At 75.0% G+C, this 25,165-nt stretch carries 20 protein-coding genes; 7 read left to right on the top strand and 13 right to left on the bottom strand.

Features of this window, described 5'->3' with window-relative positions:
* Positions 1-40: 40 nt before the first annotated feature.
* The 6 genes from secA to mtrA all read right to left on the bottom strand — a co-directional run bounded on the left by secA (position 41) and on the right by mtrA (position 8,795).
* A complete protein-coding gene (gene secA / locus ASF82_RS03515) occupies positions 41-2,872 on the bottom strand; it encodes a preprotein translocase subunit SecA (RefSeq protein WP_056053437.1) in 2,832 nt (943 codons plus the stop codon).
* Positions 2,873-3,077: 205 nt separating this feature from the next.
* On the bottom strand, positions 3,078-3,791 hold the full coding sequence (gene hpf, locus ASF82_RS03510) for a ribosome hibernation-promoting factor, HPF/YfiA family (protein WP_056053434.1): 714 nt from the start codon (positions 3,789-3,791) through the stop codon (positions 3,078-3,080).
* Between the two features lie 33 nt (positions 3,792-3,824).
* Positions 3,825-4,574: a phosphoribosyltransferase family protein gene (locus ASF82_RS03505; protein WP_056053431.1), complete on the bottom strand. Its 750-nt coding sequence runs from the start codon at positions 4,572-4,574 to the stop codon at positions 3,825-3,827.
* Between the two features lie 121 nt (positions 4,575-4,695).
* Positions 4,696-6,375: an LpqB family beta-propeller domain-containing protein gene (locus tag ASF82_RS03500; protein ID WP_156369903.1), complete on the bottom strand. Its 1,680-nt coding sequence runs from the start codon at positions 6,373-6,375 to the stop codon at positions 4,696-4,698.
* The gene (gene mtrB, locus ASF82_RS03495) at positions 6,368-8,068 is read right to left on the bottom strand and encodes an MtrAB system histidine kinase MtrB (protein WP_156369902.1); all 1,701 of its coding nucleotides are present in this window, start codon (positions 8,066-8,068) and stop codon (positions 6,368-6,370) included. The genes ASF82_RS03500 and mtrB overlap by 8 nt, the downstream gene beginning before the upstream one ends.
* Before the next feature lie 46 nt (positions 8,069-8,114).
* On the bottom strand, positions 8,115-8,795 hold the full coding sequence (mtrA, locus tag ASF82_RS03490; protein WP_056053426.1) for an MtrAB system response regulator MtrA: 681 nt from the start codon (positions 8,793-8,795) through the stop codon (positions 8,115-8,117).
* 149 nt (positions 8,796-8,944) lie between these two features.
* On the opposite strand from mtrA, the gene ASF82_RS03485 reads away from it, so the two are divergent.
* From ASF82_RS03485 to ASF82_RS03465, 5 genes are all read left to right on the top strand, one after another.
* Entirely contained in the window at positions 8,945-10,267 is a 1,323-nt protein-coding gene (locus tag ASF82_RS03485; RefSeq protein WP_056053422.1) for a hypothetical protein, read from the top strand.
* The gene (locus tag ASF82_RS15735) at positions 10,264-10,914 is read left to right on the top strand and encodes a DUF4129 domain-containing protein (protein WP_162240252.1); all 651 of its coding nucleotides are present in this window, start codon (positions 10,264-10,266) and stop codon (positions 10,912-10,914) included. Before ASF82_RS03485 ends, ASF82_RS15735 begins: the two co-directional genes overlap by 4 nt.
* The gene (locus ASF82_RS03475) at positions 10,911-12,116 is read left to right on the top strand and encodes a DUF4350 domain-containing protein (RefSeq protein ID WP_162240251.1); all 1,206 of its coding nucleotides are present in this window, start codon (positions 10,911-10,913) and stop codon (positions 12,114-12,116) included. Before ASF82_RS15735 ends, ASF82_RS03475 begins: the two co-directional genes overlap by 4 nt.
* Before the next feature lie 79 nt (positions 12,117-12,195).
* On the top strand, positions 12,196-13,149 hold the full coding sequence (locus tag ASF82_RS03470) for a MoxR family ATPase (RefSeq protein WP_056053416.1): 954 nt from the start codon (positions 12,196-12,198) through the stop codon (positions 13,147-13,149).
* Positions 13,150-13,151: 2 nt separating this feature from the next.
* A complete protein-coding gene (locus ASF82_RS03465) occupies positions 13,152-14,444 on the top strand; it encodes a DUF58 domain-containing protein (RefSeq protein WP_056053413.1) in 1,293 nt (430 codons plus the stop codon).
* Positions 14,445-14,528: 84 nt separating this feature from the next.
* Here the strand turns inward: ASF82_RS03465 and ASF82_RS03460 are convergent, their stop codons facing one another.
* A complete protein-coding gene (locus ASF82_RS03460) occupies positions 14,529-15,524 on the bottom strand; it encodes a stage II sporulation protein M (RefSeq protein WP_056053410.1) in 996 nt (331 codons plus the stop codon).
* A gap of 18 nt (positions 15,525-15,542) precedes the next feature.
* Here ASF82_RS03460 and ASF82_RS03455 point away from each other — a divergent pair, with 18 nt between their 5' ends.
* Positions 15,543-16,427, top strand: a complete 885-nt coding sequence (locus tag ASF82_RS03455; RefSeq protein ID WP_056053408.1) for an RDD family protein — start codon at positions 15,543-15,545, stop codon at positions 16,425-16,427.
* A gap of 199 nt (positions 16,428-16,626) precedes the next feature.
* Here ASF82_RS03455 and ahcY read toward each other — a convergent pair whose 3' ends face one another.
* The 4 genes from ahcY to ASF82_RS03435 all read right to left on the bottom strand — a co-directional run bounded on the left by ahcY (position 16,627) and on the right by ASF82_RS03435 (position 20,225).
* The gene (gene ahcY / locus ASF82_RS03450; RefSeq protein WP_056053406.1) at positions 16,627-18,102 is read right to left on the bottom strand and encodes an adenosylhomocysteinase; all 1,476 of its coding nucleotides are present in this window, start codon (positions 18,100-18,102) and stop codon (positions 16,627-16,629) included.
* A gap of 62 nt (positions 18,103-18,164) precedes the next feature.
* A complete protein-coding gene (locus tag ASF82_RS03445; RefSeq protein WP_056055744.1) occupies positions 18,165-18,440 on the bottom strand; it encodes a metal-sensitive transcriptional regulator in 276 nt (91 codons plus the stop codon).
* 164 nt (positions 18,441-18,604) lie between these two features.
* Positions 18,605-20,023: a phosphomannomutase/phosphoglucomutase gene (locus tag ASF82_RS03440; RefSeq protein ID WP_056053403.1), complete on the bottom strand. Its 1,419-nt coding sequence runs from the start codon at positions 20,021-20,023 to the stop codon at positions 18,605-18,607.
* The gene (locus ASF82_RS03435; protein ID WP_056053400.1) at positions 20,013-20,225 is read right to left on the bottom strand and encodes a DUF3499 family protein; all 213 of its coding nucleotides are present in this window, start codon (positions 20,223-20,225) and stop codon (positions 20,013-20,015) included. The genes ASF82_RS03440 and ASF82_RS03435 overlap by 11 nt, the downstream gene beginning before the upstream one ends.
* A gap of 49 nt (positions 20,226-20,274) precedes the next feature.
* Here ASF82_RS03435 and ASF82_RS03430 point away from each other — a divergent pair, with 49 nt between their 5' ends.
* Positions 20,275-20,718 carry a hypothetical protein gene (locus ASF82_RS03430; RefSeq protein WP_056053396.1) on the top strand — a complete coding sequence of 148 codons (444 nt, stop codon included), beginning with the start codon at positions 20,275-20,277 and terminating at the stop codon, positions 20,716-20,718.
* A gap of 81 nt (positions 20,719-20,799) precedes the next feature.
* Here ASF82_RS03430 and ASF82_RS03425 read toward each other — a convergent pair whose 3' ends face one another.
* Complete coding sequence (locus ASF82_RS03425) at positions 20,800-22,233, bottom strand: DUF5719 family protein (RefSeq protein WP_156369901.1); 1,434 nt, start codon at positions 22,231-22,233, stop codon at positions 20,800-20,802.
* Entirely contained in the window at positions 22,226-25,069 is a 2,844-nt protein-coding gene (locus ASF82_RS03420) for a glycosyltransferase (protein ID WP_056053390.1), read from the bottom strand. Before ASF82_RS03420 ends, ASF82_RS03425 begins: the two co-directional genes overlap by 8 nt.
* Positions 25,070-25,165 lie beyond the last annotated feature (96 nt).

Below are 25,165 nucleotides of genomic sequence, written 5' to 3'. Positions count from 1 at the left end.
TCGCGGTCCGTGCCCGGCCTCCCTCGTCGTCACCGGCGGGTCAGGACTTCTTGCCGGCCGCTCGTCGCTCGGCCCGGTTGACCGGCGCGGCGGCGGCGCCCCCGGTCGGCTGCCCGAAGGCGCCCTTGCCGGCCGGGGCGCCGGTGCCGCTGGTCGTCCGCGCGGCGGCGACGTCGGGGCCGTCGCCCTGCTCCGCGTCGTCCTGCGCCTTCTGGGCCTTGGCGGTCGCCGCCTGCTCGAGCCGGCCCTTCTGGTCGCGGACCTCGACCTCGCCCGCGATGTTCGGGGCGGAGTACTCGAGCTTCGGCTGCGCCTTCTCGGGCTCGAGGCCCTTGGCGGCGATCACCGGCGCCTCGGCGGCGCCGACCTGGCCCTGCACCTCGACCTCGAGGTTGAACAGGAACCCGACCGACTCCTCGCGGATCTGGCCCATCATGCTCTGGAAGAGCGCGTAGCCCTCACGCTGGTACTCGACCAACGGGTCACGCTGTGCCATCGCCCGCAGGCCGATGCCGTCCTTCAGGTAGTCCATCTCGTAGAGGTGGTCGCGCCAGCGGCGGTCGATCACGGAGAGGACGACCCGTCGCTCGAGCTCGCGCATCGCGGCCTCGCCCAGCGTCGACTCGCGCTCGGCGTAGGCGACCTTCGCGTCGGAGAGGATCTCCTGGCCCAGGAACTGCCTCGTCGCCTTGCCCTTGGAGCCGGCCTCGGTGATGACCTCGTCGATGGTGATCGAGATCGGGTACAGGGTGCGCAGCTCCGTCCAGAGCGCGTCCAGGTCCCAGTCGTCGGGGCTGCCGTCTCCGGTGTGCTGGTCGATGACCTCGTCGACCACGGCCTCCAGGAAGGCGCTGGCCCGGTCGGCCAGGTCGTCGCCCTCGAGGATGTGGCGGCGGTCGCCGTAGATGGCCTCGCGCTGGCGGTTGAGGACGTCGTCGTACTTCAGGACGTTCTTGCGGATCTCGGCGTTGCGCGACTCGACCTGCGACTGGGCGGAGCGGATGGCCCGGCCCACGATCTTGTTCTCGATGGCCAGGTCGTCGGGCACGTTGCCGCGGCCCATCAGCGACTCCGCCGCCCCCGAGTTGAACAGGCGCATCAGGTCGTCGGTGAGCGAGAGGTAGAACCGGCTCTCGCCCGGGTCGCCCTGACGCCCGCTGCGCCCGCGGAGCTGGTTGTCGATGCGCCGCGACTCGTGGCGCTCGGTGCCGAGCACGTAGAGCCCGCCCGCCTCGACGACCTTCTCGGCCTGCTCGGCGACCTCGGCCTTCTTGGCGGCGAAGACGTCGTCCCAGGCGGCCTCGTACTCGTCGGGGGTGTCGACCGGGCTGAGGCCACGGCCGTTCATCTCAGCGACGGCGAGGAACTCGGCGTTGCCGCCGAGCATGATGTCGGTGCCTCGACCGGCCATGTTGGTGGCGACGGTCACGGCGCCGACGCGACCGGCCTGCGCGACGATGGCGGCCTCGCGAGCGTGGTTCTTCGCGTTGAGGACCTCGTGGCGGACGCCCTTCTTGGCCAGCAGGCGCGACAGGTACTCGCTCTTCTCGACGCTGGTGGTGCCGACGAGGACGGGCTGGCCCGCCTCGTGGCGCTCGACGATGTCCTCCACGACCTGGTCGAACTTCGCCGTCTCGTTCTTGTAGACGAGGTCGGTCTGGTCGATCCGCTTCATCGGCTTGTTGGTCGGGATGGGCACGACGCCGAGCTTGTACGTGCTCATGAACTCGGCGGCCTCGGTCTCGGCCGTGCCGGTCATGCCGGAGAGCTTGCCGTAGAGGCGGAAGTAGTTCTGCAGGGTGACGGTCGCGAGGGTCTGGTTCTCGGCCTTGACCTCGACGCCCTCCTTGGCCTCGATGGCCTGGTGGATGCCCTCGTTGTACCGGCGGCCGCTCAGGATGCGACCCGTGTGCTCGTCGACGATGAGGACCTCGCCGTTGATGACGACGTAGTCCTTGTCGCGCTTGAACAGGGCGTCGGCCTTGATCGCGTTGTTGAGGAAGGAGATCAGCGGCGTGTTCGCCGACTCGTAGAGGTTGTCGATGCCGAGGTAGTCCTCGACCTTCTCGATGCCGGGCTCGAGCACGCCGACGGTGCGCTTCTTCTCGTCGACCTCGAAGTCGGTGCCGGCCACGAGGCGGCGCGCGATCGTCGCGAACTCCGCGAACCAGCGGTTCGCCTCGCCCGAGGCAGGGCCGGAGATGATGAGCGGCGTGCGGGCCTCGTCGATGAGGATCGAGTCGACCTCGTCGACGATCGCGAAGAAGTGGCCGCGCTGCACCATGTCGGAGGCCTGCCACGCCATGTTGTCGCGCAGGTAGTCGAAGCCGAACTCGTTGTTCGTGCCGTACGTGATGTCGGCGGCGTACTGCTCCCGGCGCTCGGCCGGGGTCTGGCCCGCGAGGATGCAGCCGGTCGTCATGCCGAGGGCGCGGAAGACGCGGCCCATCAGCTCGGACTGGTAGCTCGCGAGGAAGTCGTTGACCGTGATGACGTGCACGCCGCGCGACGCGATGGCGTTGAGGTACGCGGCGGTGGTCGCGACGAGGGTCTTGCCCTCACCGGTCTTCATCTCGGCGATGTTGCCGAGGTGGAGGGCGGCACCGCCCATCAGCTGCACGTCGAAGTGGCGCATGCCGAGGGTCCGCTTCGAGGCCTCCCGCACGGCGGCGAACGCCTCGGGCAGCAGGTCGTCGAGCGACTCGCCGTTGCCGTACCGCTCGCGGAGCTCGGTGGTCTCGGCGCGCAGCTCGTCGTCGGTCAGCGTGCTGAAGTCGTCCTCGAGCTCGTTGACGGCGTTCGCGTACGCCTTGAGGCGGCGGAGGATGCGGCCCTCGCCGACGCGGAGGACCCTCTCGAGGACGTTGGCCACTGGTGACTCCCTGGATCTGAGACTCGGTCGGGCAGGCGGCGGAGCCGCGTGCCCCGGGGGCGGCTGGTGACGCCAGCCCGTGAGGAGGCCCGGTTGGACCAGCTCGGATGGTAGCAAGCCTAGCGGCCACGGCCCTGGACGCGGGGAGGAGCGATCTGCTCCCCCCGCGCCCGGACCGTGGCCGCGGGCCCCGGGGCGGACCGGGTCAGGCGACGACGCCGGCGCGGGCCTGCGTGGCGGCCTCCTGCAGCTCGCTCGCGCTCTGGTCGAGCCCGATCACGCCGTAGTCCCAGCCCTTGCGCCGGTAGACGACGCTCGGGCGCTCGGTCTCGGCGTCGATGAAGAGGTAGAAGTCGTGCCCCACCAGCTCCATGTAGTAGAGCGCGTCGTCGACGGTCATCGGCGTCGACGCGAACACCTTGCTGCGGATGACGACGGGGCAGTAGTCGTCCTCCTGCTCCTCGGCCGCGGGCGCCTCGTCGTCGGCGACGACCGTCGCGATCGAGCCGGTGCGCACGGCGTCCAGGGTCTCGGCGGCGGCGGGCGTGACGTCGATGCCGCTGAAGTCCGCTCCGGAGGCCTCACGGAGCGACGTCGGTCGGTGCTGGCCCCGGTGGACCTTCTGCCGGTCCTTCGCGCGCCGCACCCGCTCGAGCATCCTGGCGATGGCCAGGTCGAAGGCGACGTACTTGTCGCTCCCGGTCGACTCGGCCCGCACGAGCGGCCCGGGGCCGATCAGCGTCAGCTCGACCCGGTCGTCGCCGGCCTGGCCGCTCGACTTCTCGTGGTGCCGCGAGACCTTGATCTCGAGGGCGAGCGCCTTCGTGGCGAGCTGCGCCACCTTGTCGGCCTTGTCAGTGGCGTAGTCGCGGAAACGATCGGTGATGCCGACGTTTCGACCCGTGACGGAAATTTCCATGACGACCTCCTCTGGCTATCGACGTGCCGCCTGTCAGCCAGGCGGATGTCCTTTCACGCCTTTTGCCCACCGTAGCCAGGTGGACCCCCGCCTGTCACCTCCCGGCCACCGACGGGACAGATCCCCAGGCCGTCCACAGGCGGCCGCGGGAGGGCTCACGGCGCCCTCCGCGGCCAGCGCACGCCGCGCCTCCAGCAGGGTGCTGCCGGTGGTCACCACGTCGTCGACGACCACGACCCGGAGCCCCGCCAGCCCCGGCCGGGCCCGGAGGCTGCCCGCCCGCGAGCGCCGGCGGGCCTCGCGGTCGAGCTCCTTCTGCGCCCCGCGGCCCGGCAGGGCGACGAGCCCCCGGCGGACGGCCCGGAGCCCGGCCCGGCGCACGAGCAGCTCGACCGGGTCCCAGCCACGGCGCCGCCGCCCCCGCGGGGACGACGGGACGGCGACGACCACGGGCGGGGCCCCGCCGACCCCGGGAGGCGCGGCGAGCGCCACCGAGGCGGCCAGCGCGGGTGCCAGGGCCGTCGCCAGGCGGAGGCGCCCCTGCTGCTTGTAGGCCAGCACCGTCGAGCGCACCTCGGCCTCGTACCGCAGCCCGGAGACGACCACCAGCCCGCCCGGCAGCTCGTCGACCTCCGGGCTCGGCTCGAGGCTGACCCGACAGGCCCGGCAGAGCTCCACGTCGGGGAGGCCGCAGCCCGCACAGCGGACCGGCGACAGCACGCCGAGCGCCTCGCGGAGGACGGGGCCGAGGCCGGCGGCGGAGGGTCGGGGCGAGGTCGTCACGCCGACACCGTCGCACGGTGCCGGCCGCCGGACGCCGGTCCGCCCGCCGCCCCGGGGACGAACGGGCGCACGACCACGGTGGGGAGGGACGACGGGGCGGCGGTGCGCCGCGCCGCCCGGGTCAGCGCTGCGTCGCCAGGAGGTCGGCCGTCACGCCCGTCCCCTGCCAGGTGCTCCCCCGGGGCTCGAGCACGGCGCCGTCGCCCGAGAGCACCTGCAGCCGGGCGAGGCCGGTGCCGCCGGCGATCGCGGAGGCGTCGTCGCCCGGACGGCCCGCGGTGACGGCGGCGCCCCCGACCTCGCTGAGCGTGGCGCGGGTCGTGTCGTCGGCCGTCGTCAGGGTCGCCACGGTCAGCTGGTCGGCCCAGGTCGCGTCGACCGGCGACCCCGTCGGCGCCGCGAGCTCGAGGGGCGGGCCCAGGGCGGTCGGCACCTGCCGCGAGTCGCGCAGCAGGGCCACGACGAGCAGCCGCGAGGCCCCGTCGTCGTCCAGCAGCACGAGGGCCCGGGTGCCGTCGCGCGAGACGCGGAACGACACGACGCGGTCGCCGACGGGCAGGGTCGAGGCGACGACCTGCGGCCTGCCGTCCGGGGACCACGCCGTCACGCTCCGCGCGTCGTCGGCGGGGACGCTCCAGAGCCAGCCGGCCCCGTCGAGGGAGGGCGCGACCAGGCCCGGGCGAGGGTCGACGAGCAGGCTGCGGCCGTCGGCCGTGACCAGGGCGCTGCCGCCCGCCGTCCCGACCGCGGCGCGCGTGAGGTCGGCCGACACCTCGACCGAGGTGGGCGACAGGGCGGCCACGGTCGCCGACAGCCCGTCGAGGGGCGCGAGGGCCGACCGGGAGGCGAAGCCGAGCTCGCCCTGCGCGAGCACCAGCGGGCGGGCGTCGACGGCCGGGTCGCGGAGCGGCGCGGCCCGGCCCAGGTCGGGCACGTCGAGCGGCGCGGACTCGACGCTGAGCTCGACGGCGGTGACCGTCGAGAGGGTCGAGAAGCTCGCGAGCAGCTGCGCCTGCATGCGCGCCCTCGCGTCGTCCGTCGCGCTCAGGGCGTCGGAGGTCAGGTCGACGCGGGCGGTGCCGTCCACCACGGTGATCGCGGTCAGCGACAGCTGCGTCCCGTCGGGGAAGGCGGAGACGACGGCGCCCTGCAGCCACGCCGACGGGCCGGCCAGCAACGCGCTCGCGATGCGGGTGCTCGTCGACGACCGCGCGAGGAACCAGCGCTCGTCGGGCACGAGGTACGTGAACGTGGGGTCGTAGAAGTAGACCGCGTGCGCCCGGAACACCGACTGGAAGGTCGCCGGGCTCAGCACGGTGCCGTCGGGGGCCTCGCTGATGCGCCACTGCCCGTCCTCCCGCACGAACGAGTACGCGAGGGTGGTCGGGACGTCGCTCGTCGACGGCACGTAGTGCCCGCCCTGGTCGACGGTCGCCGACGTCAGGAAGGCGTACTCGAGGTCGGCCTCGCCGACCCGGGTGGTGGCGCCGTCCCCCGGGCGGACCGTGACGCTGGCCCGCGGGTCCCAGTCGTCGGCGAAGCCTCCCGCGAGGAACTGCCGGGCGACCGCGTAGTTGTCCTGCGGGCCGGTGCCGGCGGCCAGGAAGTCGCGGAGGATCTTCTCCTGCGAGCTGTCGGCCACCGGGCCGCTCGGCGTGTAGACCACCTCGCTCGGCACCTCGCTCGAGACGTCGTCACCGCGCTCGACCGGGCCCCGGTCGGGGATGGAGGCACAGCCCGTCAGGACGAGCAGCACCGCCGCCAGCGCGGCCACCGCCCTCGCCCGTCGTCGTTCAGCCACCGTGCACCTCCGTCGTCCCGCTCCACGGTTCGGCCGAGGTGGGCTCCGGCGTGCCCGGGGCCGTGGCCTGCACGGTCGCGGCGTCGTCCGGCTCGGCCCGCAGCGGCCGGGTGGTCGCCGTCGTGCCCGCCGCCCGCGGCAGGGTGACCACGAAGCGGCTCCCCTCGCCCGGGCGCGACCACAGGTCGATCCGGCCGCCGTGCAGGGTCGCGTCCTCCAGGCTGATGGCCAGGCCGAGGCCCGTCCCCCCGATGGTGCGGCGACGCGACGGGTCGGCCCGCCAGAACCGGTCGAAGACGCGCTCGGCCTCGGCGGGGGTCATCCCGACCCCGTGGTCGCGGACGGCCACGGCCACCGCCTCCTCGTCGCTGTCGACCTCGACCTCGACCGGTCGCCCCTCGCCGTGCTCGATCGCGTTGCCGAGCAGGTTCCGCAGGATGCGCCGCAGCCGACGGGGGTCGACCTCGGCCTCGAGGTAGCCGCCGCGCGCGTCGATGGTCACCGTGCTGCCGACCTCCGCCGCGAGCGGCTCGAACTCGGCGACGACGTCGTCGACGAGACCCACCACGCGCGTGCTCTCGAGGTCGAGCTCGACCGCCCCCGCGTCGAAGCGCGAGATCTCGAGCAGGTCGGCCAGCAGCACCTCGAAGCGGTCGACCTGCGTGTGCAGCAGCTCGGTCGTGCGGGCGGCCGTCGGCGTGAAGGAGGCACGCTGGTCGTAGAGCACGTCGCCCGCCAGCCGGATGGTCGTCAGGGGCGTCCGCAGCTCGTGCGAGACGTCGCTGACGAAGCGCTGCTGCACGCGCGACAGCTCGGCGAGCTGGGAGATCTGCCTCTGCATGGCGTCGGCCATGCCGTTGAACGACCGCCCGAGCGTCGCGACGACGTCCTGGCCCTTCTCGGGGATGCGCTGGTCGAGCTGGCCGGCCGCGATCTTCTGGCTTGTCTCGGCGGCGACCCGCACGGGCCCCACGACGAGCCGGACGACCACGTAGGTGACGACGCCGATCAGGACGACGAGGGCCAGCGAGCCGAGCGCCAGCGTCCGCTGCATGAGCGACAGCGTCGTCTGGGCGTCGCTGAGGTCGTAGACGAGGTAGAGCTCGTACTGGCCGGCCGTCGGCACCTGCAGCGTCGAGCCCACGGCGAGGCCGGGGGCGTCGCCGCCCGGCCCCCGGAGCGAGACGGGCTGGAGGGCGAGGGCGCCCGTGTCGGCCGCCACCTGGTCACGGAGCTCCGGCGTGATCTGGTCGGCGGGGAAGTCGGGGCTCGCGATCGCCTGGATGGTCTGCGCCGTCGTCTGGCCCGGGGTCCGCAGGATGGCGATGCTCGTGCCGCCCGGGCTCGACGTCGACGCGAGGATGGCGCTCTGCGCCTCGTTCTGCAGCGAGTCGAGCTCGACCTGGTCGGCGTCCTCGGTCGCCGTGGCCGAGTCGAAGATGCTCTGGGCGAGAAGCGTCGCGCGCAGAGACTCGGACTGCACCTGGTCGCGGCGCTGGTCGTACAGGTTCGCGCCGATGCTCACGGAGATGGTCGTGCCGATGATCGTCGCCCCGAGGCCCGCCATCACGACGGTGGTCGCGACGGTGCGGAACTCCAGGGAGGACCGCCAGAAGCCCGCGACGCGGGACGGCCAGCCGCGCCGGCCCAGCCACGCGCGGCGGAGGGCGGCGGCGACGGACTCGACCGTCACGGGCCCGGCCCCGCGAGCCGCGGGCGCCCCCGCGGCACCGGAGGGCCTAGGCGGACGAGCCGGCACGGTAGCCGACGCCGCGCACCGTCGTCACGATGCGCGGGGCGTCCGGGTCGTGCTCGACCTTCGCGCGCAGGCGCTGCACGTGCACGTTGACGAGGCGCGTGTCGGCCTTGTAGTGGTAGCCCCACACCTGCTCGAGGAGCATCTCGCGGGTGAAGACCTGCTGGGGCTTCGACGCCAGCGCCAGCAGCAGCTCGAACTCGAGGGGCGTGAGGCCGATGACCGTGTCGCCGCGCCGGACCTCGTGGGCCGCGACGTCGAGGCGGAGGTCGCCGACGGTCAGGACGTCGGTCGTCGGCTCGCTGGAGGGCCGCAGGCGGGTGCGCACCCGGGCCACCAGCTCCTTGGGGTCGAAGGGCTTGACGACGTAGTCGTCGGCCCCGGCCTCGAGGCCTGCGACGACGTCGACGGTGTCGCCCTTGGCGGTGAGCATGATGACCGGGACCCCGCTCTCGGCCCGGATCGCCGCGCAGACGGCCAGGCCGTCCATCCCCGGCAGCATGAGGTCGAGCAGGACGAGGTCGGGGGCCGAGTTGCGGAACGCGTCGACGGCGGCGCTGCCGTCGCTGCAGAAGTGGGGCTCGAAGTCGGCGGCCCGGAGCACGATGCCGATCATCTCGGCGAGCGCGGGGTCGTCGTCCACCACCAGGATGCGCGGGGTCATGGTCTCCGTCCTCGGCTGGGCCGCTCGGGAGGCGGCACGTCACCCGAGATTAGTGCAGGAGGCGCCCGTCGGCTGGCACCCGCCGCCCGCCGCGTGGGAACATGGCGGCACCGCGGGGCGATCCCGCGGGCGGACCACCGGGGGGCACCATGACGGACGTGGACGGCTGGGCGGCGCCCGGCGCGGGCCGGGACGAGCCCCGCTGGGGCGAGCGCCTGCCCCCGGCGCCGGAGCAGCAGCCGGGCGGGCAGCACCAGCCCACCGGGCAGCCGACTCCCCCCGGCCAGCCGACTCCCTCCGGGCAGCCGACTCCTTACGGGCAGCCGACTCCCTTCGGGCAGGCGACTCCCTCCGGGCAGCCGACGCCGTACGGGCAGCAGGCGCCGTGGGCCCAGCAGCAGCCCCCCGCCCCGGGTCCGCCTCCCGGCTGGACGCCGCCTCCCCGCCCCGGGCTGCTCGCCCTCCGGCCGTTCACCTTCGGCGAGGTCCTCACGGGCTCGTTCCAGGTCTTCCGCCGGAACCCGCGCACCACCTTCGGCACCGCGCTCCTGGCCCAGGTCGTCCTGCTCGTCGTCACCCTCGGCGTCACCGGCGGCACGGCCGCGGCCGCCTTCAGCCGCGTCGACTCCGCCCTGCCCCAGGACCGCGACGCCGTGGCCGCCGGCGCGGTCGCGGTGACGCTCCTCTCGACGATCGTGCCGCTCCTCCTCTCCGTGGTCGTCAGCGCCCTGCTCCAGGGCCTCTTCGTGCTCGAGACCTCCCGCCAGCTGCTCGGCCAGCGGCTGCGCCTCGGCGGGCTGTGGGCGCTCACGGCGGGCCGGCGCGGCGCCCTCCTGGGCTGGTCGGCCCTGCTGACGCTGGCGTACCTGGTCGCCGTGGCGGTCGTCGCCGGCGTCGTGGCGCTGGGCTTCGTCGTCGGCGGCGGGACGGGCATCGCGATCGGCATCGTCTCCGGCCTCCTCGCGGGGCTCGGAGCGCTCGCCGTCGGGGTCTGGCTCAGCGTGCAGCTGAGCCTCGTGCCGAGCGCCCTGATGCTCGAGCGCCTCACCCTCGGCGCCGCGGTCTCGCGCTCCTGGCGCCTCGTCCGCGGCTCGTTCTGGCGCACCTTCGGCGTCGTCGTGCTCGTCCTCGTGATGATCCAGGTCGCCACCCAGGTCGCGAGCACCCCGATCTCGCTCCTCGCCGGCCTCCTCGCCGGAGCGCTCGCGCCGACCGGCGACCTGACCTCCCCGACCGTCCTCGTCGTGACGGGCGCGGGGTACCTGCTGACCTTCGCCGTGGCCGCCGTGGTCGCGTCCATCGGCTCGGTCGTCCAGGCCGCGAGCACCGCCCTCGTGTACGTCGACCGCCGCATCCGCACCGAGGGGCTCGACCTCGAGCTCGTCCGGCACGTGGAGCGACGCGACGCCGGCCAGGCCGACCTGCCCGACCCGTGGCGCTCGCCCTGGGGCGACGCGGCTCCCCCGCGGTGACGTTCGCCTCCGCCGCCGTGACGCTCGTCGCCGCTCCGCTCCGGCCCGACCCCGAGGAGGCGCGGCGCCTGCTCCAGCAGGAGCTCACCGAGCGCGACTACGTCGCCGCCCAGCCGACCTGGCTCGACCGTGCCGCCGACGCGTTCTGGTCGTGGATCGAGGGCGTCCGGTTGGGCGACGCCGAGGGAGCACCGGCCGTCGCGCTCGTGATCGTCCTGGTCGTCGTCGTCGCGGTCGTCGTGGGCGTGGTGCTCGTCTACGGGGTGCCGCACCTGGAGCGCCGCTCCGCCCGCCCGGGCGAGCTCTTCGGCGACGACGACGAGCGCGACGCCGACGCCCTCCGCGCCTCCGCCCGGGAGGCCGCGGCGGCCGGCGACCTCGACCGCGCCGTCGTCGAGTCGTTCCGGGCCCTCGCGCGGGCCCTCGTCGAGCGCGACGTGCTGACCACGAGCCCCGGCACCACGGCCCGCACGGTGGGCGACCGCGCGGCACGGCTCTTCCCGGCCCGGGCCGACCGCCTGCGAGCGGCCGCCCGGGCCTTCGACGAGGTCCGCTACCTCGACCGTCCGGGCACCGAGCAGGCCTGGCGCGAGATCACCGATCTCGACCGTGCGCTCGAGGGCGACCGGACGGCGGTGCCCGCGTGACGACGTCGACGCCGGCCGCGCCCTCCCGGTCGACCCCCGCGCCCCGCGCCGCCCTCCGCCGGGCCCGCCCGTGGGCCGTGCTCGCCGCGGGAGTCGTCGCGGTCGCGGTGGTCGTCGTGCTGCTGAGCGGCGGCGATGCGACGGGCGGTCGCGCCCTCGGCCCCGAGAACGCGGCCCCCGCGGGGGCGAAGGCCGTCGTCGAGGTGCTGAGGGAGCAGGGCGTCGAGGTGGAGGTGACCACCTCGCTGGCCGCCACGACCGCGCAGGCCCGGGCCGACGCCTCCGACACGACCGTGGTGGTCGACGATGCCGGTGCCCTGCTCGTCGCCGACCAGTGGCGGGACGTCGCCGCCTCCTCCGGACGGACCCTCCTCCTCGCCCCCGACCAGGTGGCCCTCGACGCCCTGGCGCCCGGCCTCGCCCTGGCGGCCGAGGTCGACGACGTCGCCGTCGCGCCGGGCTGCGACCTGCCGGCGGTCGAGCGCCTCGACCGCGTGCAGGGCGGCGGGTACGCCTACACGGTCGACGACGTCGCCCCGGGCGTCGACGTCACCACGTGCCTCGCCGACGACGCCTCGGGCGGTTCCGGCCTCGTCGAGCTGGTCGACGGCGACCGGACGGTGACCGTCCTGGGCGCCACCACCGCGATCAGCAACGGCGCCGTGCTCGACGACGACGACGCGGCCTTCGCGCTCTCGCTGCTCGGGCAGACCGGCCACGTCGTGTGGTACCTGCCCAGCCCGGACGACGTGCCCGAGGGCAGCGGCACCCTCGCGAGCCTGACGCCGGGATGGGTCACCCCGGTGCTCGCCCTGCTGGCCCTGACGGCCGTCGTCGCCGGCGTGTGGCGCGGCCGCCGGCTCGGCCCCCTCGTGGTCGAGCGCCTGCCCGTGATCGTCCGGGCGTCCGAGACGACCGAGGGCCGGGCGCGCCTCTACGAGCGGTCGGGGTCGCGTCGGCACGCGCTCGACCAGCTCCGGATCGGCACCGTGGTGCGGCTCCGGCGCCGGGTCGGGCTGGCCGCCTCCGCGTCGCTCGACGACGTCCTCGCCCGCGTCGGTCAGCTCACCGGCGCCGACCCCCGCGGCCTCCGCCACGTGCTCGTGGACGCCGACCCCGCTGACGACCGCGAGCTCGTCCGCCTGAGCGACAGCCTGCTCGACCTCGAGCGCGCGGTCTCGGAGGCGGTGGCTCCCCGGTGACGGGCACCGCGCCTCCCCCGGGCCGCCGCGCCCCGAGACCTGCTCCCCGCCCCCACGAGATCCCCGGGAGGATCACCGCATGACCTCAGAACTCCAGCAGACCTTCGCCGCCGTGCGCACCGAGGTCGGCAAGGCCGTCGTCGCGCAGGACGGCGCGGTCACCGGGATGCTCGTGACCCTGCTCGCCCAGGGCCACGTGCTCCTCGAGGGCGTGCCCGGGGTCGCCAAGACGCTGCTCGTGCGGGCGCTCAGCCACGCGCTGTCGCTCGACACCGCCCGCGTGCAGTTCACCCCCGACCTGATGCCCGGCGACATCACCGGCTCGCTCGTCCACGACGCCGGCAGCGGCCGGTTCGAGTTCCGGCCCGGGCCCGTCTTCACCAACGTGCTGCTCGCCGACGAGATCAACCGCACGCCCCCCAAGACGCAGTCGGCGCTGCTCGAGGCGATGGAGGAGCGCCAGGTCTCGGTCGACGGCGTCAGCCGCCCGCTGCCGACGCCCTTCCTCGTCGCGGCGACGATGAACCCGGTCGAGTACGAGGGCACCTACACGCTGCCCGAGGCCCAGCTCGACAGGTTCCTCATGAAGCTCACCCTCGACCTGCCGCCCCGCGAGGCCGAGGTCGAGGTGCTCTCGCGGCACGCGGGCGGCTTCTCGCCCCGCGACCTCCGGGCCGCCGGGGTCACCCCCGTGCTCGGGGCGGAGGAGCTCGCGCGGGCCCAGGCCGAGGTCGCCCGGGTGGGAGCCTCGCCCGACGTGCTGGCGTACATCGTCGACCTGGCCCGGGCGACCCGCGAGAGCCCGTCCGTCGCCGTCGGGGTGAGCCCCCGCGGCTCGACCGCGCTGCTCGCCGCGACCCGCGCCTGGGCCTGGCTGACCGGCTTCGACCGCGTCACGCCCGACCACGTGCAGGCGATGGCCCTGCCCGTGCTCCGGCACCGGCTGAAGCTCCGGCCCGAGGCCGAGCTCGAGGGCGTGGGCGCCGACGCGGTGCTCCGCTCGGTGCTGCAGCAGGTCCGGGTCCCCCTCTGAGCATGGCCGTCACCGGATGGACCGTGGCCCTGCTGGCCCTCGGCGTGGTGCCCCTCGTCGCGACCGGCGACGACCGGGTCCTGCTCGGCTGGATCGTGCTCGTCGCGCTGCTCGTGGCCCTCGACGTGCTGCTCGCCGCGTCGCCCCGGGCCCTCCGGCTGCGCCGAGAGCTGCCCGCGGCCGTCCGGCTGGGCGAGAGCACGGCGTCGCGCCTCGTCGTCGTCAACGACGGACGACGCCGCCTGCGCGGCGTGCTGCGCGACGCCTGGCAGCCGTCGGCGGGGGCCGCGTCGACCCGACGTCCGCTGTCGCTCCGGCCTGGGCGAGCGGTGACGCTGACGACGACCCTGACCCCCTTCCGCCGGGGCGACCGGCGGGCCGACGCGGTCACCGTCCGCTCGATCGGCCCCCTGCGCCTCGCCGGCCGCCAGGCCACCGTGGAGCTGCCCGGCGTCGTCCGGGTGCTGCCCCGCTTCTCGTCGCGGCGCCACCTCCCCTCCCGGCTCGCCCGCCTGCGCGAGCTCGACGGGAGGACGAGCGTCATGGTGCGCGGGCAGGGCACCGAGTTCGACAGCCTGCGCGAGTACGTCCGCGGCGACGACGTGCGGAGCATCGACTGGCGCGCGACGGCCCGCCGTGACGAGCTCGTCGTGCGCACCTGGCGCCCCGAGCGCGACCGCCGCATCGTCGTGGTCGTCGACAGCGGCAGGACCTCCGCGGCCCGGGTCGACGACGAGCCCCGCCTCGACACCGCCTTCGAGTCGGCGCTGCTGCTCGCGGCGCTGGCGTCGAGGGCCGGCGACCGGGTCGACGTCGTCGTCTTCGACCGCCGCGTGCGCGGTCGGGTGCAGGGCGCGACGGGCGCGGCCCTGCTCTCGTCGCTCGTCGACGTGCTCGCCCCGGTCGAGCCCGAGCTCGTCGACACCGACTGGTCGTCGGTGCCTGCCCTCGTCCGCTCGGTCACGAGCCAGCGGGCCCTGGTCGTGCTCGCGACCACCGTCGACTCCCCCGGCTCGGCCCGCAGCCTCCTCGCGGCCGTCCCGCAGCTCAGCCGTCAGCACCTCGTGGTCGTCGCCTCGGTGGCCGACCCGGCCCTGGCCGAGACGGCGCTCCGCCGCGACGGCCGGTCGGAGGTCTACCGGGCCGCCGCCGCCGAGCGGGCCGTGCTCGACGCCTCCCGCGTGGCCGCCGCCCTCCGTCAGGTGGGCGCCGACGTCGTGTCGGCCGCGCCCGCCGACCTGCCGCCGGCCCTGGCCGACCGCTACCTCGCGCTCAAGGCGGCCGGGCGGCTCTGAGGCGCGCGGCGCGCGACGCAGGGCGCGCGGCGAACGGCCCAGGGCTCCGCCCCGTCGGACGGCCTGCGGCGCGCCGGTGCGGGCTCAGCCCGCGACGAGCTCCCGCGCGCCCGCCTCGAACTCGTCGAGGTCGCCCGTCTGCCCCGCCCGGTGCGCCCGGCCGCCGAGCACCCACTGGTACGCGAGGAAGCCCGCGAGCGCGACCGTGCCGATGCCGATCTTGATCGCCCAGGGCCACGGCTGCCGGGTGACGAAGCCCTCGATCACCCCGGAGACGAGCAGCGAGAGCATCAGGCCCACGGCGATCGTGATGAGCGCCCGGCCGTCCTCCGCGAGCGCCTGGCCGCGCGTCCGGGCCCCGGGGGCGATCCACGACCAGGCGATCATGAGGCCCGCGGCCCCGGCGACGAAGATGCTGTAGAGCTCGAGCTGGCCGTGCGGGAGGATGTACAGGAAGAAGTAGTCGAGGCGGCCCTGGTCGGCCATGATGCCGGCCGAGACCCCGATGTTGATCGCGTTGCCGATGATCGCGTACGGCACCCACACGCCGGTGATGCCGAAGGCGACGCACTGAGCCGCGATGAAGGCGTTGTTCGTCCACACCTGGCCCGTGAACGACGACGGCGCGCTCTCGGAGTAGTAGTCCACGAAGTCCTCGGTGGCGAACTGCCGCCGGAACTCCGGCGTGCCGAACGACGCGAGCACGGACGGCGTCGAGGCCGCCCACACGGCGAACACCGTGGCGACGACCACCGTCGCGAGCAGCACGGCGATCGAGAGCCAGCGCACGCGGTACAGCGCAGCCGGCAGCTGGACCAGGAAGAAGCCCGGCACCTGCGCGGCCAGGTCGCGCCCCGCGCCGGTGAACCGCAGGCGAGCCCGCGAGAGGGTCATCGACAGCCGGTCGGCGACGACCGAGGGGCCGGTCGCCGTCTGCAGGGCGGACAGCTCGGCCGCGCCGGACTGGTACAGGCGGATGAGCTCGTCGGCCTCGGGCCCGGTGAGGCGCTGCCGGCGGGCGAGGCGGTCGAGCTCGGTCCACTCGTGACCGTGGGCGGCGGCGTAGGCGTCGAGATCCATTCTGCTTAGATACTAGGCATGTCCCGACCCCGCGCAGGTGGCAGAGCGCCGATCACGCTCCGGCCCGACCAGGTGGAGTCGCTGGGCGGCTCGTCCGACCAGCTGGTCGTCGGCGAGGCGGTCGCCCTCGACCTCCGCCCGACCGGCTTCGTGCTCCGGGTCGCCGGTGCCCTCATCGACTACGCGGTCTACGCCCTCGTGCTCGTGCTGCTGGTCGTCCTCGTCGGTGCGCTGTCGGAGGTCGGGGCGGCCGACGACGCCGTGGCCCAGGCCCTCGTCGTCGCCAGCGTCGTGTCGTGCCTGATCGGGCTCCCCCTCGTGGTCGAGACGGCCAGCCACGGCCGGTCGCTGGGCAAGCTGGCCACCGGCGCCCGCATCGTGCGGCTCGACGGCGGCGCGATCGGCCTCCGCCACGCCCTGACGCGCTCCCTCGTGGGCCTGCTCGAGATCGTCATGACGACCGGTGGCCTGGCGGTCGTCGTCGCCCTGCTCAACCGCTCGTCCCGGCGCCTGGGCGACCTGATGGCCGGCACCTACAGCCGCAACGAACGAGCCCCGCACATGGGCCGAGTCGTCGTGCAGCTGCCGCCGCACCTCGTGGGCTGGGCGGCCGTCGCCGACGTCGCGCGGCTGCCGGACCCGCTCGCCCGCCGCGTGGCGTCGTTCCTCCAGCAGGCCCCGGCGCTCTCGCCCGCCTCCCGGCACCGGGTCTCGGTCGGCCTCGCCGACGAGGTGGCCGCGTTCGTGTCGCCGGTGCCCGCGGTCGACGCCGAGTCGTTCCTCGCCGGCGTCAGCGCCCTCCGTCGCGACCGCGAGGCCGTCGCCCTCGGCCGGGAGGCCGCGCTCCTCCGACGCCTCGACCCCGCCCTGACCGGCACGGTGCCCGGCTTCCCGACGCGCTGACCCTCGCCGTCGCGACCGCGGGGGCGCCCACGCTCTGCGCCCGCCCGTCGCCGGGCCCGCGCCGGGCGTCGTCGTGCCAGCCCCGCCGCGTTCAGCCCCGCCCCGCCCCACGACGACGGAGGCCGCCCGGGAGGCGCGGCGTGCGCTCCCCGGACGGCCCCCGGCGACGAGGCGGACCCGCTGGCCCGCCCCGTGGTGGTCAGTACCGGTAGTGGTCGACCTTGTACGGCCCCGCCACGGGCACGCCGATGTAGGCGGCCTGCTCGTCGGTGAGGGTCGTCAGCTCGACGCCCAGGGCGTCGAGGTGCAGGCGCGCGACCTTCTCGTCGAGGTGCTTGGGCAGCACGTAGACGTCGGTCTCGTAGCGGTCCCGGTGCGCCCACAGCTCGATCTGGGCGAGCACCTGGTTGGCGAACGAGTTGCTCATCACGAACGAGGGGTGGCCGGTCGCGTTGCCGAGGTTCATCAGGCGGCCCTCGCTGAGCACGAGGATGCTGCGGCCGGTGGGCAGGCGCCACTCGTGCACCTGGGGCTTGATCTCGACGCGCTCGGCGCCCGCCAGCGACTCGAGGCCGGCCATGTCGATCTCGTTGTCGAAGTGGCCGACGTTGGCGACCACCGCGAGGTGCTTGAGGCCGAGGAGGTGGTCGACCGTGACGACGTTGAGGTTGCCGGTGCCCGTCACGAGGATGTCGACGGTGCCGACGACCGACTCGAGCTTCGCGACCTGGTAGCCGTCCATCGCGGCCTGGAGGGCGTTGATCGGGTCGACCTCGCTGACGATGACCCGCGCGCCCTGGCCGCGCAGCGCCTCCGCCGCGCCCTTGCCGACGTCGCCGTAGCCCGCGACGAAGGCGACCTTGCCGCCGATGAGCACGTCGGTGGCGCGGTTGAGGCCGTCGGGCAGCGAGTGGCGGATCCCGTACTTGTTGTCGAACTTCGACTTCGTGACCGAGTCGTTGACGTTGATCGCCGGGAAGAGCAGCTCGCCCGCGCGCGACAGCTCGTAGAGCCGGTGCACGCCGGTCGTGGTCTCTTCCGTCACGCCCTGGATCTCGGCGCCGATGGTCGTCCAGCGGTCGGTCGACTCGGCGAGCGAGCCCCGGAGCACCTCGAGGATGACCTTCCACTCCTGGCTGTCGCCGGGGGCGTCGGCGGGCACGGCGCCGGCGAGCTCGAACTCACGGCCCTTGTGCACGAGCATCGTGGCGTCGCCGCCGTCGTCGAGGATCATGTTCGGGCCGGCGAACTCGGCGCCGGCCTCGGCCGCCTCGGCGGACCAGTCGAAGATCTGCGACGTGCACCACCAGTACTCCTCCAGCGTCTCGCCCTTCCAGGCGAAGACGGGGACGCCCTGGGGCTGCTCGGGGGTGCCGGTCGGGCCGACGACGATCGCGGCGGCCGCTTCGTCCTGCGTGGAGAAGATGTTGCAGCTGGCCCAGCGGACCTGGGCGCCGAGCGCCGTCAGGGTCTCGATCAGGACGGCGGTCTGCACGGTCATGTGCAGCGAGCCCGCGATGCGGGCGCCGGCGAGCGGCTGGGTCGGGCCGAACTCCTCACGGAGGGCCATGAGCCCCGGCATCTCGTTCTCGGCGAGGCGGAGCTGGTGGCGTCCGGCCTCGGCGAGGCTCAGGTCGGCGACCTTGTAGGGCAGCGAAGTCGTAGTAGTGGGCATGGGTCCATCCTCCCCCACCCGACAGCGTGTGTCGCGTCGCCGGGGTGACGCCCGGCAGCCCGTCAGGAACGGACGAGGCGCGCGATCGCGGCGGAGGCCTCGGCGATCTTCTGGTCGGCGACGGCCCCTCCCTCGCGGGCGGCCTCGGCGACGCAGTGCGCGAGGTGGTCCTCGAGCAGCTGCAGCGCCACCGTCTCGAGGGCCTTGGTCGCGGCGCTGACCTGGGTGAGGACGTCGATGCAGTAGACGTCGTCCTCGACCATGCGCTGGATGCCCCGCACCTGGCCCTCGGCCCGGCGCAGGCGCTTGACGATCTGTTCCTTCGAGCCGGCGCCCACGTAGCCGGGGCCCGCGGTCGCCCGGGAGTCGCGGGTCGGCTCCGGCGGGCCGGGCACCGCCCCCGGGTCGGCCTGGCCCTCGTCGTCGCGCACCGCGCCTCCTTCGTCCACGGCGCGAGCATACCCCCCTGGGGTACGCCCGCCCCGGGAGGACGCGACGTCGGCTACGCGCGGATGAGCGCGAGCACCTCGTCGCGGAGGCGCTCCATGCCCGCGGGCGTCGCCGCCTCGGCGTTGAGGCGCAGCAGCGGCTCCGTGTTCGAGGGGCGGACGTTGAACCACCAGAAGCCGTCGTCGGCCGTGCCCGAGACGGTGAGGCCGTCCAGCTCGTCGACGTCGCCCCGCGAGGCCCACGCCTCGACGATGCGCGTGTAGGCGGCGGGCACGTCGTCGACCGTCGAGTTGATCTCGCCGCTCGCCGCGTAGGGCGTGTACCGGTTCGTCAGCGTCGACAGGGGCTCGCCCTGGTGACCCAGCTCGGCGAGCACGTGCATCGCGGCGAGCATGCCGTTGTCGGCGCCCCAGAAGTCTCGGAAGTAGTAGTGCGCCGAGTGCTCGCCGCCGAAGATCGCGCCCGTGGCCTTCATCTCGTCCTTGATCAGCGAGTGGCCCACGCGCGTGCGGACGGGGGTGGCGCCCGCGGCGACGATCGCCTCGGGCACGGCCCGCGAGGTGATGAGGTTGTGGATCACGGCGATGTCGGCGTCGGGCTCGGCGGCGCGGACGCGCGCGATCTCGCGCACGGCGACGATGGCGGCGACGGCCGAGGGGGTGACCGCGTCGCCGTTCTCGTCGACGACGAAGCAGCGGTCGGCGTCGCCGTCGAAGGCGAGGCCGAGGTCGGCGCCGTGCTCGACGACGGCGGCCTGCAGGTCGACCAGGTTGGCCGGCTCGAGCGGGTTCGCCTCGTGGTTCGGGAAGGTGCCGTCGAGCTCGAAGTAGAGGGGGACGATCTCGAGGGGCAGGCCGGGCAGCCCGGCGGCCTCGCCGAGCACCGCGGGCACGGTCATGCCGCCCATGCCGTTCCCGGCGTCGACGACGACCTTCAGCGGCCGGACGCCCGCGAGGTCGACCAGGCCGCGGAGGTAGCCCGCGTAGTCCGCCAGGGCGTCGTACTCGCGGAGCGAACCGGGGGCGTCGACGGCGGTGACGCCGTCCGCGAGGTACGCGGCCGCGCGGTCGCGGACGTCGGCGAGGCCCGTGCCGAGGCTGATGCCCTGGGCACCGGCGCGGCTCATCTTGATGCCGTTGTAGGTGGCGGGGTTGTGGCTCGCCGTGAACATGGCGGCCGGGGCGTCGAGCGAGCCGGAGGCGAAGTACGACTCGTCGGTCGAGCACAGGCCGAGCGCGACGACGTCCGCTCCCCGGGCCCGGGCGCCGCGCGAGAAGGCGGCGGCGAAGGCGGGCGAGGAGTCGCGCATGTCGTGGCCGACGACGAGCTCTCGGCCGGCCCCCTCGACCTCGTCCGCGAAGGCGGCGCCGAACGCCTCGACGACCTCCTCCGTGAGCTGGCTCCCGACGAGCCCCCTCACGTCGTAGGTCTTCACGAAGGCGGTCAGGTCGACGGGGGACTCAGAGCTCATGGCCCAAAACTACCCGGCGCAGGACCTGCCAGCCCTGAGGCGCGGAGAGCGAGGCCGCGTGGCGGGCGCAGAGGTCGTAGCCGTGGGGCTCGACGCGCCCGCTCAGCGGACCGACGACGACCATCGAGTCGGCGTAGACGTAGGTCAGGGTCGCCACCGCTTCCTCGTGGCAGGTGACCTTGCTGCAGGGGCGCTCGTCCATCCGGGCCAGCGTACCCGTCCGCCCCGGAGGGTCCGCGTAGCATGGGCGGATGGCCAGGCCCCACCGCGTCACCGACCGGTCCCGACACCGCGACCGCCACGGCAGGGGGCTCCGGTCCTCCGTCGCGGGGCCGCACCTGCCCTTCCTGCGCACGCGGGTCGACACCTTCGACGACGTCGTCGCCGCCACCGTGGAGTACCTGCGGGAGCTGCGTCCGGACGACCTCGACGACGTCACGGTCGAGGTCGAGGCGCTCCCCGCCGACCCGGACGAGGCGCGCGTCGAGCGCTGGCGCGTCGACCGGCGGGCACGCCGCGTCGTGCTCTACCGCCTCCCGATCGAGCGCCTCACGCCCGTCCCCGAGTCGCGGCGCCTGGCCGACCCGGAGCAGCAGCACCGGTCGGTCGTCGAGGGCTGGGTGTTCCGGGCCGTCGCCGACCTGCTCGGCGAGGACCCGTGGGAGATCGCTCCGGAGCGCTGGCGCGACGGCTGAGCCCACCGGGGCCAGCGCAGCCCGCGTGGCCCACGCCCGGAGCACCGGGGCCCGTCACGACCGCTACGGCAGCTACGGCCGCTACGGCCAGACGGTGACGGGCGAGGAGGCGGGCAACGGCGACGAGACCGCCCACGAGGCCAGGGCCCCGGGCGCGGAGAACGAGACCCCGACCCGGAGGCCGTCGGCACCTCGGAGCGTCACGCGGTCGCCCGCGCCCACCGCCACCTCGACCGTGGAGCCGCCCGGCACCTCCCGGGGCTCCTCCTCGGCCTGCCCGGCCGCGTCGTCGCCGGCCGCCTCGACGGCCACGGACGCCGTCGCCGCGTCGGCGGACGGGTTGACGATGCTGAGGACGGCGCCCTCGCCGGCCGGCACCTGGACGAGCGTGTCGCCCTGCAGCGCCGAGGCGGACGAGGCCCAGGCCAGGTCGACCGCGCCCTCACCCGAGACCGTCGACGACCGGGCGCCCACCACGACCGGCACGGGCGACTCGACGCGGACGGTGTAGACCCCGTCCGCGAGGCCGTCGACCGGCACGTCGGTGACGCGCCCCGCACCGACCTCGGTCTCGAAGCTGGTGCCCGTCCCGTCGGCGGTGGCCACGTCGACCGTCACGGTGGCCCCCGTGTCGCCGGGCACGAGCACCCGGAGGACGCTCTGGAGGTCGGCGCTGCCCTCGTCGGCGAGGGCCGCCTCGAGGTTCGCCGAGTCACGGACGACGAGGCCCGGCACGACCGCGGTGGTGGCGGGCTCGGCCGAGCCGCTGACGATGTCGACCCCGCCCGGGTCGAGGGTGCGGACCACCGACTGCTGCAGCGTGGAGACGATGCGGCCGCCGCGGCTCTCCACGTGGACCACGGGGGACGCGAGGCCGGTGGCGAAGCCGGAGAGCGGGACGACCTTCTGGCTGCGCGGGGCCACCACGATGCCGTCGATGCCCGGCCCCTGGACGGTGCCGTCCTCGGCCCAGATGCCGAGGTCGACCGTCGAGTTCACGTCGGTGGGGTTGACGAGGGTGACGAGCGAGACGCGCCCGGTCTCGGTCGAGCCGCCCACCAGCCACGTCGAGCTCGTCGGCTCGGTGCAGGGGGCGGAGGCGAAGCCGACCAGGTCGTCCGAGTCGACGGCCTGGCTCTGTGCCGCCGCGACGAGGGGGACGTCGTCGCCGTCGACGGGTGCCGTCACGAGCTGCGGCGACGACGAGCTGCCGTCGGCGCCGGCGAGCGCCTCGACCTCGTCGTCGCCCGTCGAGCCCCGGTCGACGTCGGCGCGTCCGACGGCGCTGGCCGTGGTGGCCTGCTGCCCCTCCGCGTCCGAGAGGCGGAGCACGCTCCCGGCGCAGACGCGCTGCTGGTCGACGGGGACGGGGGTGACGAGCTGCCCGGCCGGCTCGGTGCGGAGCGCGGGCAGCGGCACGACGGCTGCGGCGCCGACCACGAGGGCCGCGACGGCGAGCCCCACGACGCCGACCACCACGCGCCCGGTGGTCCTGGCTGCGGATCGCTCAGTCATCTCGCTCCTCGTCGAAGGTGGTGGCGGGCTGCTCGGCCTCGGGCACGCCGGCCCGTGACCGACGCCGACGGGGCGTGGTCGGGAGCGCGAGCAGCAGGGCGGAGCCGAGCACCAGCGCCCACGTGACGCCGACGATCGGGCGGAGCGGCCCCGGGTCGGGGCGGTCGTCGGCCCGCTCGGACGCGGCGACGTAGCGCCAGAGGAGTCCGTTCGAGGTGTCGCCGACGGGCAGGAAGGTCGCGGTGCCGTCGAGGGCCTCCCCCGCACGGCGCTCGAGCGCCGCCGCCGCGGGCTCGTCGTCGGGCGTGCCGGTCAGCAGCACGAACCCGACGCCGAGGCGGTCGAGGTCGTCGGCCGGGTCGAAGCCGCTGCGGCTGACGAGGTTGCCCGCCAGGACGGTCAGGTCGCGGTCGGTCGTGCTGAGCCGCTGCGACGTGGCGTCGAGGGTCGACTGGTCGTCGAGCGTCGCCCCCTGGCCGCGCTCGAGCGAGACGCCGAGCGTGCCGTCGGGCTGGGGGGTGAGGACGAGGGTGCCGACGTCGGGCGACGCCTCGGCCTCCGCCGTGACGTAGGCCGAGAGGATGCGCCCCGAGCTCGGGCGGACGTCGGCCGTGCCGACGTAGGAGGCGAGGAGCACCGGCACGGCCACGGCGACGCTCGTGACAGCCACGAGCACGCCCGCCGGCGGGGCGACGCGGGGCAGGCGGTCGAGGGTCACGGCGGCGGCGCCGACGAGGCCCAGCAGGTACAGGCTGAGACCGCTGCCCGCCCAGACGGCGACGCTGTCGCTGCCGACGGCGGAGACGGAGACCTGGGTGGCGGCCACCGCGGTCAGGTAGCCGAGGAGGGCCAACGTGAGGGCGGGCACCGCGCGGCGCAGGGCGCCGACGAACGGGGCCGCCACGGCCAGGAGGGCGAGGGGCAGGAAGGCGGCCGCGACGACGACGGCGAGGGTCTCGGGCGGGAGGCCCGTCCCCGCCAGGAGCCGCGTCCAGCCGTTCAGCCCCGTCTCCGGCGAGGTGACGAGGAGCTGGAGCGGTGACGCGGGCTCCGTCCTGGCCGGCACGCCCGGGTCGGCGAAGACGCCCCACCAGGTGCCGCGACCGATCTGCACGATCGCGAGCGGCAGGAACAGCGCCACGGCCGGGAGGGGCACCGCGATCATCCGGTGGATGCCGCGCGGACGGGTCGCGAGGGAGCCCAGCCAGATCACGACGAGCGCCGGCAGGAGCGACGGCGAGCAGGCCGCCACCAGGGCGAACAGGAGGGAGGCGGTGGCGCCGGCCGCCCAGGACCGGGCCGAGCCGATCAGGGCCCAGACCAGGAAGGGGAGGGCGGCGTGGGCGAGGGCGGCCCCGAGGTGGCCGGTCTGCAGGGCGGAGAGCACCGGCGACGAGAGGGCGTAGACGGCGGCGGCCACGGCGGGCACCCAGGTGCGCCCCGTGACGCGGCGCGTCGCGAACCAGGCGCCCAGCGCCGACACCGGCAGCGCGGTCAGGTAGACGAGGAGCACCGAGGTCGACGGGGACCACGCCGTGACGGAGCCGAGGACGGCGAGGACGGCCGTGAAGGGGTCCGACGGCCCGACGAAGCCGGTGCCGATGTCGCGCCAGCCCCAGCCGACCGACGACCAGAGGTCGCCGAGCGAGGTGCTGAGCGGGAGCAGGCCCCCGCCGGTGACGGCGGGCTGGCTCAGCAGGTCGAGGACGGCGACCGCCCCGACGACGGCGGTGAGCACGACGACCCAGAGCCCGCCCGAGCCGATGAAGCTGGCCTGCGGGTCGCCCGCGTCCTCGCCCCGCGCGACGAGGGCGTCGCGCTCGGTCACCCGCCGTTCGCGGATCTGGTAGAAGGTCGCGCGGAGCGGCTCGATCGCCGCCCAGCTCGTCGTCCGCGTCCGCGACAGGGAGCGCCTCGCCTGGGCGATGCGCGTCCCGCCGAAGGCGGCGCGGAGGGCGGTGGCGAACTCGCCGCCGACGGCTCCCGGGTTCTTCGTGAGAAGGTGCCAGATGCTCCGGACCACGGCGAGGGGGACGAGGCTCAGCCAGTGCAGCGGCAGCGCGGCGGCCGGTGCGTAGACGAGCCGTCGGTGCAGCTGCGCCGACCGGTGGAGGCGCGTGCGGCGCCCGGCGCCGAGGGGCTCGGCCTGGCCGAAGTCCTCGGGCGGGCCGTCGCTCGCGACGCGGGCGTCGGAGACGAGCGCGACGCGGTGGCCGGCCAGGCGGGCGCGGACGGAGAAGTCGAGGGCCGCGTCGACATGGGGCAGGCCGGGGTCGAAGCCGCCGAGGGCGGTCCACACGCTGCGGCGGACGAGCATCCCGCCGGCGGCGACGCCGAGCACGTCGTGGCGGTCGTCGTGCTGGCCCTGGTCGAGCTCGTTCTCCACGAGGGCGAGGGAGGCGCCGTAGCGCGTCACGGTCTCACCGAACCCGGCGATGACGGCGGGGTCGTCGAGGCGCATCAGCTTGGGCCCGACCACCGCGACCGAGGGCGACACCTCGACGGTGGAGAGCAGCCGTTCGAGGGCGCGGGGGCGCGGAGCGTTGTCGTGCCCCAGGAACCACAGCCACTCGTCGGCCTCGGAGTCGGCGTCGCCGCTCCCGGAGAGCCGGGCGCCGTGGGCGAGCGCCTCGACGAACGTCGTCGTCGGGGGCACGCTCGTCAGCTGGGCCGCGCCGCTCAGCGAGAGCCGCCCCGCCGCGCTGTCGCGCCCGCCGGCGTCGACGACGACGAGCGCCTCCGGCGGTCGCGTCTGGCGCGACAGCCCGTCGAGGGTTCGGTCGAGGTGCGTCGCTCCACCAGGGGCGACGAGGATCGCAGTGACTCTCGGTTGCATGACCTGTGCAGCCTAGGTCGGCCACCGAGGGCGACGGACGCGCCGCGCCGCGCCGCGCGTACCTGTGAGGGGTCGATGAACGACCGCGGCGCACGG

Origin of the sequence: Frigoribacterium sp. Leaf164, assembly GCF_001423665.1 — a bacterium.
GTDB lineage: Bacteria > Actinomycetota > Actinomycetes > Actinomycetales > Microbacteriaceae > Frigoribacterium > Frigoribacterium endophyticum.
This window is presented reverse-complemented; position numbering and strand designations above follow the sequence as displayed.